The sequence below is a fragment of the Chelativorans sp. M5D2P16 genome (assembly GCF_034427935.1).
Taxonomy (GTDB): Bacteria; Pseudomonadota; Alphaproteobacteria; order Rhizobiales; family Rhizobiaceae; genus Chelativorans.
Window position 1 is genome coordinate 257,188 of record NZ_JAXQNM010000012.1, and the last position, 12,241, is coordinate 269,428.

The 12,241-nt window shown below is 65.4% G+C and carries 11 protein-coding genes; 10 read left to right on the top strand and 1 reads right to left on the bottom strand.

Annotated elements, in window-relative coordinates; translation table 11 throughout:
* Positions 1 to 43: 43 nt before the first annotated feature.
* The 5 genes from tatC to SIN08_RS07060 all read left to right on the top strand — a co-directional run bounded on the left by tatC (position 44) and on the right by SIN08_RS07060 (position 5,118).
* Entirely contained in the window at positions 44 to 868 is an 825-nt protein-coding gene (tatC, locus tag SIN08_RS07040) for a twin-arginine translocase subunit TatC (RefSeq protein WP_322450909.1), read from the top strand.
* A gap of 59 nt (positions 869 to 927) precedes the next feature.
* Positions 928 to 2,226 carry a serine--tRNA ligase gene (gene serS, locus SIN08_RS07045; protein WP_322450863.1) on the top strand — a complete coding sequence of 433 codons (1,299 nt, stop codon included), beginning with the start codon at positions 928 to 930 and terminating at the stop codon, positions 2,224 to 2,226.
* Between the two features lie 5 nt (positions 2,227 to 2,231).
* Positions 2,232 to 2,990, top strand: coding sequence for a 5'/3'-nucleotidase SurE (gene surE, locus SIN08_RS07050; protein WP_322450864.1), 759 nt, complete (start codon positions 2,232 to 2,234; stop codon positions 2,988 to 2,990).
* On the top strand, positions 2,987 to 3,640 hold the full coding sequence (locus SIN08_RS07055; RefSeq protein WP_322450865.1) for a protein-L-isoaspartate(D-aspartate) O-methyltransferase: 654 nt from the start codon (positions 2,987 to 2,989) through the stop codon (positions 3,638 to 3,640). Before surE ends, SIN08_RS07055 begins: the two co-directional genes overlap by 4 nt.
* 170 nt (positions 3,641 to 3,810) lie before the next feature.
* A complete protein-coding gene (locus SIN08_RS07060) occupies positions 3,811 to 5,118 on the top strand; it encodes a peptidoglycan DD-metalloendopeptidase family protein (RefSeq protein ID WP_322450866.1) in 1,308 nt (435 codons plus the stop codon).
* A gap of 21 nt (positions 5,119 to 5,139) precedes the next feature.
* Here SIN08_RS07060 and SIN08_RS07065 read toward each other — a convergent pair whose 3' ends face one another.
* Positions 5,140 to 6,018 (bottom strand): ATP-binding protein, encoded by an 879-nt coding sequence (locus tag SIN08_RS07065; RefSeq protein WP_322450867.1) that lies wholly within the window; start codon positions 6,016 to 6,018, stop codon positions 5,140 to 5,142.
* Positions 6,019 to 6,218: 200 nt separating this feature from the next.
* On the opposite strand from SIN08_RS07065, the gene yajC reads away from it, so the two are divergent.
* From yajC to SIN08_RS07090, 5 genes are all read left to right on the top strand, one after another.
* A complete protein-coding gene (gene yajC, locus SIN08_RS07070) occupies positions 6,219 to 6,557 on the top strand; it encodes a preprotein translocase subunit YajC (RefSeq protein WP_322450868.1) in 339 nt (112 codons plus the stop codon).
* Positions 6,558 to 6,609: 52 nt separating this feature from the next.
* A complete protein-coding gene (gene secDF, locus SIN08_RS07075; RefSeq protein ID WP_322450869.1) occupies positions 6,610 to 9,177 on the top strand; it encodes a protein translocase subunit SecDF in 2,568 nt (855 codons plus the stop codon).
* Positions 9,174 to 9,563: an Mth938-like domain-containing protein gene (locus SIN08_RS07080; RefSeq protein ID WP_322450870.1), complete on the top strand. Its 390-nt coding sequence runs from the start codon at positions 9,174 to 9,176 to the stop codon at positions 9,561 to 9,563. The genes secDF and SIN08_RS07080 overlap by 4 nt, the downstream gene beginning before the upstream one ends.
* Before the next feature lies 1 nt (position 9,564).
* Positions 9,565 to 10,407: a phytoene/squalene synthase family protein gene (locus tag SIN08_RS07085; RefSeq protein WP_322450871.1), complete on the top strand. Its 843-nt coding sequence runs from the start codon at positions 9,565 to 9,567 to the stop codon at positions 10,405 to 10,407.
* Between the two features lie 79 nt (positions 10,408 to 10,486).
* Positions 10,487 to 12,241: a DUF4153 domain-containing protein gene (locus SIN08_RS07090; protein ID WP_322450872.1), complete on the top strand. Its 1,755-nt coding sequence runs from the start codon at positions 10,487 to 10,489 to the stop codon at positions 12,239 to 12,241.

The following is a 12,241-nucleotide window of genomic DNA, read 5'->3' on the forward strand; positions in this document are numbered from 1 at the left end:
CGCCAAGAACGACGACGACATCGATAAGTCCTCCGCGCCGCTGATGGACCATCTCATCGAGCTGCGCTCGCGGCTGATCTGGGCGATCGCCGCTTTTTTCGTCGCATTTCTGGTGTGTTTCTTCTTCGCCAAGGAGATCTTCAACCTCCTGGTGATTCCTTTCCAGTGGGCGAGCGACTGGGCCGGGCTCGATTCGGAGCAGGTCGACCTCATCTATACCGCCCCGCAGGAGTTCTTCTTCACCCAGATCAAGCTCGCCATGTTCGGTGGGCTGGTGCTGGCGTTCCCGATCATCGCCTTGCAGGTCTACAAGTTCGTGGCGCCGGGGCTCTACCGCAACGAGCGGCGCGCTTTCCTGCCGTTCCTGGTGGCCTCGCCGGTCCTCTTCCTCATCGGCGGCGCGCTCGTCTATTTCTTCTTCACGCCGATGGTAATGTGGTTCTTCCTGTCGATGCAGCAGGTGGGGCCCGACAACGAAATCCACATCTCGCTCCTGCCGCGCGTGTCCGAATATCTCGGGCTTATCATGACGCTCATCCTGTCCTTCGGCCTGGTTTTCCAGCTGCCGGTGGTCACGACGCTGATGGCGCGGGTAGAACTGCTTACCTCCCAGGGACTTGCCGACAAGCGGAAATACGCCATCGTCGCCGCATTCGTGGTGGCGGCAGTGCTCACGCCGCCCGATCCGGTCAGCCAGATCGGTCTTGCGCTTCCCACCATCCTTCTCTACGAGATTGCCATCTGGAGCGCCCGTATGGTGGAGCGCAGACGCGAGAGGGACAGGGCGGCGCGGCAGGCCGCGGAAGAGGAGGCCGATTCGGCGGCAGGCGATTCGGAGACGAGCGCCAGCACCGGTTCCGCTTCCTAAATCCTTCGTCTTCGCGTTCTGTCGCGGGCGGTTGTCATTCGCACGCCCGGAAGCCGAACATGCTCGATATCAGATGGATTCGCGAAAACCCCGAAGCCCTTGCCGACGCGCTGAGGAAGCGCGGGCATTCGGCGGAGGCGGCGGCGTCCGTCGTCGAGGCCGTGATCCTGGCCGACGAGGCAAGACGTGCGCATCTGGGCCGGTTGCAGGAGGCGCAGGAGCGCCGCAACGCCGCCTCTCGTGAAATCGGTATCGCCATGCGCGGGGGCGACAGGGAAACCGCCGAACGGCTGAAAGCCGAAATCGCGGAGCTGAAAAGCTTCGTCCAGGACGGCGAGGCGGAAGAGCGCCGGCTGGACGCCGAACTTCGCGACCGGCTCGCCGGCATCCCCAACCCGCCGCTGGAGGAGGTGCCCGTCGGCGCCGACGAGAGCGACAATGTCGAAATCCGCAAGGCCGGCGAGACCCTCCGACCGAACTGGGCGCGCGAGCATTTCGAGCTTGGCGAGGCGCTCGGCCAGATGGATTTCGAGCGTGCGGCGAAGCTGTCGGGCAGCCGCTTCACCGTGCTCTCGGGCCAGCTTGCGCGGCTCGAGCGCGCGCTCGGTCAGTTCATGCTCGACCTGCACACGAACGAGCACGGCTATACGGAAGTCCAGCCGCCGCTTCTGGTGCGGGACGAGGCGCTGTTTGGGACGGGGCAGCTGCCGAAGTTCGCGGAGGACCTGTTCCACGCCGGGGAGAGCCATTGGCTTATCCCCACAGCGGAAGTCCCGCTTACCAATCTCGTGCGCGAGGAGATCCTGGAATCCGGCCAACTCCCGCTGCGCTTCACCGCGCTTACGCCCTGCTTCCGCTCCGAAGCCGGTTCTGCGGGGCGGGACACACGCGGCATGCTGCGCCAGCACCAGTTCTACAAGGTCGAATTGGTCTCGATCACTGATGCCGAGAGCTCGCTCGACGAGCACGAGCGCATGACGGAGTGCGCCGAGACGGTCTTGAAGAAACTCGGCCTGCCGTTCCGCACCGTGATCCTGTGCACCGGCGACATGGGCTTCGGCGCGCGCAAGACCTATGACATCGAGGTGTGGCTGCCGGGGCAGGGCGCATATCGCGAAATCTCCTCCTGTTCGGTCTGCGGCGACTTCCAGGCGCGGCGCATGAACGCGCGCTACCGGCTGCCCGACGAGAGGCAGCCGCATTTCGTCCACACGCTGAACGGTTCCGGGGTCGCGCTCGGCCGGGCGCTGATCGCCGTCATGGAGAACTACCAAAACGAGGACGGAAGCATTTCCATTCCCGACGTCCTGCAGCCCTATATGGGCGGGATGCAACGAATCGAGGCGGCGAAAGGCTAGGCACAGTGCGCATACTTCTGACCAATGACGACGGTATCCATGCCGAGGGGCTCCAGGTTCTGGAGCGGATCGCGCGCACGCTCTCCGACGATGTCTGGGTGGTCGCGCCGGAGACCGACCAATCCGGGTTCGCGCATTCGCTGTCGCTTTCGGAGCCCCTGCGCATGCGCAAGATCGACGACCGCCATTTCGCGCTGCGCGGCACGCCGACCGACTGCGTCATCATGGGCGTGCGCAGGGTGATGGACTCCCCGCCCGACCTGATCCTGTCCGGCGTCAACAACGGCACCAACGTGGCCGACGACCTGACCTATTCCGGCACGGTGGCCGGTGCCATGGAAGGCACGCTTTTGGGCATCCGCTCGATCGCGCTCAGCCAGGCCTACGATTTTTCCGACGACATTCGCTATATCCCATGGGACACGACCGAGGCGGTCGCGCCAGCCCTCCTCAAGAAGCTGGTTGGCACCGAGCTGCCGCGCGGCGTCTTCCTCAACGTGAACTTCCCCAACTGCCGGCCCGAGGAGGTGAAGGGCACGGTGGTGACGGCGCAGGGCAAGCTTGTGCACGGGCTGTGGATCGACGAGCGCCGGGACGGCCGCGGCTTTCCCTACTACTGGCTGCGCTTCGGTCCCAAGGAGGAGGAGGTGCGCGAGGGCAGCGACCAGGCCGCTGTGCGCGACGGCCGGGTTTCGGTCACTCCGCTTCACCTCGATTTGACGGCGCACGAGGTCCGGGAGAGGCTGGCAAAGGCGATTCTGTGACGGGGACGGGCCAGGAGCAACGCGAGGACTTTGCCGCTTTCATGCTGCGCATGCGCGCCCGCGGCGTGACCTCGAACGAGCTTTTCTCGGCGATGGAGGCCATCCCGCGCACCGGCTTCGTGTCCGCCGAGTGGCAGCGATGGGTGTGGTCCAACCGCACCGTGCCCATTCAGTGCGGCGAGACGCTCGAGGGCTGCGATTTGCAGGCTGCGATGATTCATGCGCTCGAGCTCAATCCGGATGTGCGCGTTCTGGAGATCGGCACCGGCTCGGGCTACACCGCGGCGGTGATGGCGCGGCTCGCCGGGCGCGTGCTTACCGTGGATCGCTACAAGACTCTGGTCGAGCAGGCGCGCCTGCGCCACGAAGGCTTCGGCCTGACGAATGTCTTCACCCGCCAGGCGGACGGGTCCGACGGCGTCGCCGACGGCCCGTTCGATCGTATCATCGTGTGGGCGGCATTCGACGAGGCACCCCGCCGCTTCGCGGACTTCCTGGCAAGCGGCGGCATGATGATCGCGCCCGTCGGCCCGCCGGAGGACGTGCAGATGATGACGCGTTTCGTGAAGGTGGGCAGCCGGTTCGAGCGCACCGATCTCGAGCCCGTGCGTCTCCAGCCGCTCATTGAGGGCGTCGCGCAGGCACTGTGAACGCGCCGACTTTCTCCAGCTTAACCGCCCGGTAACATTAACGCGTTCTAATCGGGCCTGTACTCGCGTATCGGCCGACGGCACGATGCGCAGATTCAACACCTGCAGAGTCCTTTGCGCGCCCTAAGGGTGCATGGCGCTGCAGGAACGGGATAAGTGCGGGTAGGTTCATGCGTTTCGGCATCACAGGACACTTCAGGAGCACGCTGGCGCGCGGAGCGGCGGTCGTCGTGCTCGGCGGACTGGCGGCTGGCTGCGGCGCGGGCGCCTCGAGCCTGACCGATGGCCTCGTCACCAATTCGACCACCTCGAGCAGGCCGGTTACGGTGGCTCAGGCCAACCAGCCCTATCCCGGCGACATGCAGGGCAGGCGCGCCCAGCCGAGCTATGAGCGGGTCATCCGCCCCAAGGCGCCCGTCGGCGGCGGGGCCGTTCAGAGCACGGCGCCGGCGCAACTGCCGGCACCGTCCCAAGCCGGGACCAACCAGAGCGCGCCGGTGAACGGCGGCTCGGCCGTTTCCTCTTCGCCCCTGCCGGCTCCGCAGCGTTCCGCCGCCACGCCTTCGACGGGTACACAGCCGGCCAATACGGCTAACCGCACAGCTTCCCCTTCTTCCGGCACAGCCCCGCAGCCGCAGGCGCCCGCGAATCAGCCCGACGGACAGCTCGGCGTTCTGCCGCAGGCGCCGAAGCCGCAGCAGGCAGGCCGCGACAATTCGGGTGGAGGCACGGCGAACGACAGTTCCGATTCGGGCCGCTATACCGTTGCCTCGGGCGATACGCTCTACGGGATTTCGCGCAAGACCGGGGTCAGCGTCGACAGCATCAAGCAGGCGAACGGACTGTCCGGCGGCATGATCCGGGTCGGACAGACGCTCACGATTCCGCAAGGCAACGGCGCAGGCCAAACGACGGTCGCCAAGGCGGAGCCAGCCAAGGCGGACGCGCCGAAGGCCGACCCGGTGACCACCGCCTCGGCCGACAAGGCGGGTACGCCGCCCAAGGCCGAGGAGAAGAAGGTTTCCACCTATACGCCGCCCTCCGGCGATACCGTCTCGGAGAAGAGCGGGGAAGAGGCAGAAGAGGTCGCGGCACTGACCCCTGACGCCACGGGTGTGGGACGTCTGCGCTGGCCGGCGCGCGGACGCGTCGTCGCCGGCTTTGGCAGCGGAAGCAGCGACGGCATAGACATTGCCGTCCCCGAGGGGACGTCCGTCCGGGCGGCCGAGAACGGCGTGGTCATCTATTCCGGCGACGGGCTGAAGGGATTCGGCAATACCGTTCTCGTGCGCCACGAGGACGGTCTCGTCACCGTCTACGGGCATGCCTCGCAGCTCAAGGTGAAGCGCGGCGACAACGTCAAGCGCGGCCAGGAGATCGCCCTTTCGGGCATGAGCGGGGAAGCGGACCGTCCCAAGCTTCATTTCGAGGTGCGCAAGGGCACCTCGCCGGTCGACCCGATGACCTATCTCGAATAGGCGGGGCCGGGGCCTGTCCGCTCAATCCTTCAGCCGCCTGCCGAGGCGGCCCGCCATATCCTGCACGAATTGCCAGGCCACGCGCCCCGAGCGGCTGCCGCGGGTCGTGGCCCATTCCAGCGCCTCCGCGCGCAGCGTGTCCGCGTCGACCGGAAGGTCGTGATAGCGCGCATAGCCGTCGATCATGGCCAGATACTCGTCCTGCGAACACCTGTGGAAGCCGAGCCACAGACCGAAGCGGTCCGACAGGGAGACCTTCTCCTCCACCGCTTCGGAGGGGTTGATGGCTGTCGAGCGCTCGTTCTCGATCATGTCGCGCGGCAGGAGATGACGCCTGTTCGATGTCGCGTAGAGGATGACGTTTTCCGGCCGCCCTTCGACACCGCCTTCCAGCGCCGCCTTCAGCGACTTGTAGGAGGTGTCGTCCTGGTCGAAGGACAGGTCGTCGCAAAACAGGATGAGGCGGTGCGCGGCCGCCTTCACCAGCGCCATCAGGACCGGCAGGCTCTCGATGTCCTCGCGATGGATCTCGACGAGCTTCAAGACGGGCGCATCACCCTCGCGTGTGCGATTAATTTCGGCGTGGACAGCCTTGACCAGCGAGGATTTTCCCATGCCGCGCGCGCCCCACAGAAGCGCGTTGTTGGCGGGCAGTCCGGCGGCGAAGCGCCGCGTGTTGTCGAGCAGGATGTCGCGCACGCGATCGACGCCGCGGATGAGCGTCAGATCGACGCGGTTGACCTTTGCGACCGGGGCGAGCGAACCCGTCTCGGCGTGCCAGACGAAACAGTCCGCCGCGTCCAGATCCGGTTCCTCGGGCGCTCTCGGGGCCATGCGCGACACGATTTCGATCAGCCTGTCCAGCTTTTCATTGAGCGAGTCGACGGCTTTGTCGGTCATGGCGGTCCCCTTGGCAATAGTACCGTACGGTACGGTTCTGTCACAGCAAGCGTGTTTTTGCAAGGGTTGTCCGGGTGCCGGCCACCTGTGGGATCAGGGGATACGCGGGCAGTTGCAAACAGGGTGCGAACATCTATATTCCGCGCGAGTTCGAACCGGGCGCTGCGTTCCGGTCCCATTTCGCAATTCGGGAGTTTTTTATGTTTGTGACACCGGCATATGCGCAGGCGGGCGGGGGAGCCCCCGATCTTTTTGTGAGCATCCTGCCCTTTGTGCTCATTTTCGTGATCATGTATTTCCTGATTATCCGGCCGCAGCGCCAACAGATGAAGAAGCGCACGGAGATGCTGGCGGCCGTGCGGCGTGGCGACACGGTGGTGACCGGCGGCGGCCTCGTCGGCAAGGTGACCAAGGTGATCAACGACACCGAGCTCGAGGTCGATCTCGGCGGCGGCACCAAGGTGACGGCCGTGCGCTCCATGCTCGCCGATGTGCGGGTGAAGGGCGAGCCGAGTTCCGAGCAAGCGGCCAACAAATAGCTCTGATTTTCCGCGGAAGGCGCGCCGGACGGAGCCTGAAGAAAGAAGCGGCATGTTATATTTTTCACGCTTGCAGACTATTTTAATCTGGCTGGCGGTGGCGCTCGGCGTCGCCTACGCCGCGCCGAACGTTCTTCCGCAGTCCTATTTCTCTTCGCTTCCGAGTTGGGCGCCCTCGCAACCCATGACGCTGGGCCTGGACCTCAGGGGCGGATCGCACATCCTTTTGCAGCTCGACCGTCAGGAACTCGTCGCCGAGCGGCTCAACAGCGTGCGTGACGACGTGCGCCGCCTGCTGCGTGACGAGCGCATCGGCTACACGGGCCTTTCCACCGCCGGACAGGCGGTGCAGGTTCGGATCCGCGACACGGCGGAGGTCGAAGCAGCCCGGCAGGCGCTCGACGAACTCCTGCAGCCGGTTACCGGCGGCCTGTTCGGATCCGGCAGCCTACGCGAGTTGGCGCTGTCGGAACCCGAGCCCGGCCTGCTGCGGCTGACGCTGACGGAGGAGGGGATACAGTACCGGCTGTCGAGTGCACTCGAGCAGTCGATCGAGGTGGTGAGCCGCCGCATCAATGAGCTGGGTACGACCGAGCCGGTGGTTCAGCGCCAGGGTGACGACCGGATCCTCGTGCAGGTGCCGGGTCTGGAAGATCCCGAGCGGCTGAAGGATCTGCTGGGCCAGACCGCCCGGCTGACCTTCCAGATGGTCGATCAGTCCATGCCCGCCCAGGAAGCGATCGACGGCCGGCCGCCGGCGGGCACCTCCGTCATGTACTCGATGGACGAGCCGTCCGTGCCGTATCTCATCGAGGACCGGATCATCGTTTCGGGCGAGAACCTGATCGACGCCCAGGCCACGTTCGACCAGCAGACCAACGAGCCGGTCGTTTCCTTTCGTTTCGACACCCGTGGCGCGACCCGATTCGGGCAGGCCACCCAGGAGAATGTCGGGCGCCTCTTTGCCATCATCCTCGACGGGCAGGTGATCTCTGCGCCGCAGATCCGCGAGCCGATTCTCGGCGGATCGGGGCAGATTTCCGGCAGTTTCACGGTCCAGAGCGCCAACGATCTCGCCGTTCTCCTGCGCGCCGGCGCCCTGCCGGCGACCCTGACCGTCATCGAGGAGCGCACCGTCGGGCCGGGCCTCGGGCAGGATTCCATCGAGGCCGGCCAGATCGCCTCGATAATCGGTGCCGCGCTGGTGGTCCTCTTCATGGTCGCGGCCTATGGGCTCCTCGGCATCTTCGCCGTCGTCGCGCTCACGGCGAATATCTGCATGATCATCGCCATCCTATCCGGACTCGGGGCCACGCTGACGCTGCCGGGCATCGCCGGCATCGTGCTGACGATGGGCATGGCGGTGGACTCGAATGTGCTCGTCTTCGAACGCATCCGCGAGGAGCGGGCCTCGGGGCGAAGTCTTATTCACGCCGTTGACGCCGGGTTCTCCAAGGCGCTCACCACGATCGTCGACGCCAATGTGACGACCCTGATTGCCGCCGTGATCCTGTTCTATCTCGGCACCGGTCCGGTGCGCGGCTTTGCCGTGACGCTCGCCATCGGTATCGTCACGACGGTCTTTTCCGCGTACACGCTCACGCGCTGGATGATCGCCGAATGGGTTCGGCGCCGCCGGCCCAAGGAATTGCCGCGCTTCCCGCTGCAGGTGGTCCCGGTGGAGACGGGCATCCGTTTCATGTGGCTGCGCCGCTTCGCCTTCACGCTTTCGGCGGTCGCCTCCATCGGCGCGCTTGCGCTTTTCGCGACCGTGAACATGAACTACGGCATCGACTTCAAGGGCGGCTCGAGCATCGAGGTGCAGTCGCGGGAAGGCCCGGCCGACATCGCCGAGATCCGTAGCAGCCTCTCCGTCCTCGATCTGGGTGACCTGCAGGTGCAGGAGTTCGGCGACCCGCGCGAGGCGCTGATAAGGGTCCAGGCACAAGAAGGCGGAGAAGAAGCCCAGCAGGCCGTCATCGACCAGGTTCGCAGCGTTCTGGAGGCCGACTACGATTTCCGCCGCGTCGAAGTCGTCGGGCCGACAGTGTCGAGCGAACTGGCGCGTGCCGGTACGATCGCCGTCCTTGTCTCGCTGCTGGCGATCCTGATCTATATCTGGCTTCGTTTCGAATGGCAGTTCGCGCTCGGCGCGATCCTGGCGACGATGCACGACGTCATCATGACCATCGGCTTCTTCGTCATAACCGGCATCGAATTCAACCTGTCGAGCATCGCCGCCATCCTGACGATCGTCGGCTATTCGCTGAACGACACGGTGGTGGTCTATGACCGTATTCGCGAAAACCTCAGGCGCTTCAAGAAGATGCCCCTGCCGCAGCTTCTCGACATGTCGATGAACCAGATGCTTGCGCGCACGCTCATGACCTCGGTGACGACGCTTCTGGCACTTGTGGCACTCTACGCCTTCGGCGGCGAGGTCATCCGCTCCTTCACCGCGGCCATGATCTTCGGCGTGGTGATCGGCACCTATTCCTCGATCTTCGTTGCCGCACCCTTACTGATCCTCTTCCGGATGCGCCCCGCGGGCACTACGGAAGAGGCCGGCGCGGCGAAAAAGGAAGATCAGGGCACGGGCGAGATCGCGGCCAAGGGATGACTGGCGGTATGCATATACGCGAGGCGCACTTTCCGGGGCGCGCGCCCGTCGACGCCTATGGCAATGGCGGCTTCCGCTTTGCCGAGATGTCGCATCGCGGTTCGATCCTGTGTCTGCCTTCGGGCATTCATGGCTGGGCGGCGAGCGATCCTGCCGGGCTCGGCGAAGGGGATTTTCTGCAGACCATCGAGGAAGCAGAATCGATCGAAATCCTGCTGGTGGGGACCGGAGGATCGCTCAAGCCGTTGCCGGCGGAACTTCGTGCCCGGCTCAGGGAGGCCGGCATGGCGGTAGAGACCATGTCGACGGGCGCAGCGGTGCGCACCTACAACGTCCTCCTGGCGGAAGAGCGCGCCGTCGCAGCGGCATTGATCGCCGTCGGGTGAGATGAGTTCGGCCGAGACCGAGACGCTCGCCATCGTCCGCCAGGCCGACCCGGACCGCTATCTGGCCGCCCTTTATGCGCCGGCGGCAAAGCGGCCCGCGCTGCTGGCGCTCTACGCCTTCAATGCCGAGATCGCCGCCGTGCGCGACAGGATCAGCCAGCCGCTCCCCGGCGAGGTGCGGCTGCAGTGGTGGCGCGACGTCCTGGCGTCGGGCGATCCCGCGGCAGCGGGCGGGCATCCGATAGCCGCGGCGCTCTTGGAAGCCATCCGCGCGTACGATCTTCCCCTTGCGACCTTCGAGAACATGCTGGAGGCGCGCATCTTCGATCTCTATGACGATCCGATGCCGACCAGGACGGATCTGGAAGGCTATTGCGGCGAGACCGCTTCGGCGCTGATCCAGCTTGCCGGCCTGGTGCTCGATCCCGGCGCGGCGGTGAAAACGGCGGCGACCGCCGGTCATGCCGGCTGCGCACAGGCGATTGCCGGGCTGTTGCGGTTGCTGCCGATCCACCGCAGAAGAGGCCAGTGCTACGTGCCGCTCGACATCCTCCAGGCGGTCGGCACGACGCGGGACGATTTCATTGCCGGCAATGACAGGCCGGGCGCGACGCGCGCCGTGGCCGCCACGGCGGCGCTGGCGCGTGATCATCTCGCCCGGTTCAAGCAGGAGGCCCGCACGCTGCCCGTGTCGCTGAGGCCGGCCTACCTACCGGTATCCCTTGCCGGATCCTATCTGGATGCGATCGAATCCGGCGCGGTCGATCCGCTCGAGGAAAGCGCCGCCATCTCGCCTGTGCGCCGGCATTGGCTGCTCTTGAGGCGAGCCCTGCGCGGCTGGTGACGCCCCATTTCTGCCAGCCTTGTCTGCTCTCCAGGAAGCGTTTTTCATGACCTGATTCTTTGACGAGGGAGTTTTCGCGATGGCAGTTCTGGCCAGTGGCAGGGGAACCGACGCGGGTTGGCGCGCCGTGTTCAAGGAAATGCTCGTCGGCGTGCGTGCCGCAGCCTTCCGCTTTCCGGTGCCGGCGATTTTCTTTGCGGCGGCGGCCCTGCAGGCCAATCTGATCATCGCCGAAATATACCTGTTCGCTGACGATGCGCAGCGGGCATTTGCGGCTGACCTCGCGATCGGCCTGTTCAGCGGTGCGCTCGCCGCTCTGGCGGCTTCTCTGAGCGGTGAGGCGCGCGGGATCTCGCGCATGGCAAGTAACGCGACCGCCGTCCTGGCCGGCTGTGCCGTCACGCTGCTGATCGTATTTTCCGCACAATTGTCGGTGCTGCAATGGGTCCTGTTTCCCGCATTGTGCGGGCTGGTCCTGATCGCCCCCTTTATCGGGCGGGGTGATAGCGATTCCTTCTGGATGTTTTCCGCACGCACGGCCTTTGCCGTGCTTTTGGGCGGGCTGGCGCTGCTGCTGCTTGCCGGCGGGATATCGGCCATCCTGGCAAGCCTGACGTATCTGTTCGGCCTGGAGGTTCCGAGTGAGCTCTATCAGCACGTCTGGGCGTTCACGAGCCTCTTTGCCGCGCCGCTCTTCGCCCTCGGGCAGTTTCCCGACCGATTCGACGAACGTCCGAGCGTGGCCGCCAGAAGCTTCATGGACCGGGGCATGCGCGCCCTGGGGGACTTTCTGGCTGCGCCGCTGCTCATCGTCTACGCGCTCATCCTTCACGTCTATGCGCTGAAAATCGTCATCGCGGCCGAGATGCCGGAAGGCCAGATCGGGTGGCTGGTGCTCACCTACGGCTTCTGCCTCTTCGCCGCGCTCTTGATCATCAATCCCTTTTTCGACCACGCCCGGGCGCCGACTCGGCTCTTTCTGCGGTTCTGGCCGTTCGTCCTGCCGGTTCCGCTGGTGCTGCTCTTCTTTGCGCTGGTCGAGCGCGTGGGGACGTTCGGATTTACGCCGGAGCGCTACCTGCTCGGTCTGTTCGGGGCGGTCACGGCGGTGGTGGTGCTGCTTCAGTTCCTGCCGCGTTTTCGCGGCGACATCCGGGTCATTCTGGCGCTTCCGGTTTTCGCGCTTCTCCTCGGCGGCTTCGGCCCCCAGGGCGCTCTCGGGATTTCGATCAGGAGCCAGGCCGAGCGGTTCCTGGACATCGTCGGAAACCCGCCGGTCGAGGGCAAGCGCCACGAGGAAGCACTGGGCGCCCTCAGCTTTCTCGCGGGGCAGGACGCGCTGGCACGCGTTGCGCCGGAGGGAGAGGACGTCGATCTGTCGTCCGGTATGGGCTATCAAGCCATAGCCCGTGCCTGGGACCTCGATCCGACGCGGCGCTTCAAGGGGCCGAGCGGTTTTTCGCTCGCCTACAACGCCGCGCCTACCGCCTTTGCCCTTTCGGGATTCGACGTGATGATCCCGAACTTCGATCTCTCCACTCGCGATGAGGAGCCGGAGTCCCTAACTCTACCATCGGGAACGGAGCTTTCCTTCCGCCTGGAGGAGAATGCCCTCCTGATAACGGCGGGGGAGGAGACGGTCCGCTTCCCCGTTTCCAAGCCGACCATCGAAGACATGGCACGGATCGACGGGGCCAAGCAGGTGCTGAAGTTCGGCCTCGGCGCAGAAGGCCGCGAGATCATGCTGCTGCCCACCTACCTGTTTGCCGACCTCCAGCAGCCGCGCCTCGAAACCTTCCAGGGCGCGATCCTGCTCAAATCCGAGGACTGGTAG

Bases quoted from the DNA above. Each gene is read 5' to 3' on its own strand.
- secDF (WP_322450869.1), top strand. From the start codon at position 6,610: ATGTTATATTTTTCACGCTTGCAGACTATTTTAATCTGGCTGGCGGTG.
- yajC (WP_322450868.1), top strand. From the start codon at position 6,219: ATGTTTGTGACACCGGCATATGCGCAGGCGGGCGGGGGAGCCCCCGAT.
- SIN08_RS07090 (WP_322450872.1), top strand. From the start codon at position 10,487: ATGGCAGTTCTGGCCAGTGGCAGGGGAACCGACGCGGGTTGGCGCGCC.
- tatC (WP_322450909.1), top strand. From the start codon at position 44: ATGGACCATCTCATCGAGCTGCGCTCGCGGCTGATCTGGGCGATCGCC.
- SIN08_RS07065 (WP_322450867.1), bottom strand. From the start codon at position 6,018: ATGACCGACAAAGCCGTCGACTCGCTCAATGAAAAGCTGGACAGGCTG.
- serS (WP_322450863.1), top strand. From the start codon at position 928: ATGCTCGATATCAGATGGATTCGCGAAAACCCCGAAGCCCTTGCCGAC.
- SIN08_RS07080 (WP_322450870.1), top strand. From the start codon at position 9,174: ATGACTGGCGGTATGCATATACGCGAGGCGCACTTTCCGGGGCGCGCG.
- SIN08_RS07060 (WP_322450866.1), top strand. From the start codon at position 3,811: ATGCGTTTCGGCATCACAGGACACTTCAGGAGCACGCTGGCGCGCGGA.
- SIN08_RS07085 (WP_322450871.1), top strand. From the start codon at position 9,565: ATGAGTTCGGCCGAGACCGAGACGCTCGCCATCGTCCGCCAGGCCGAC.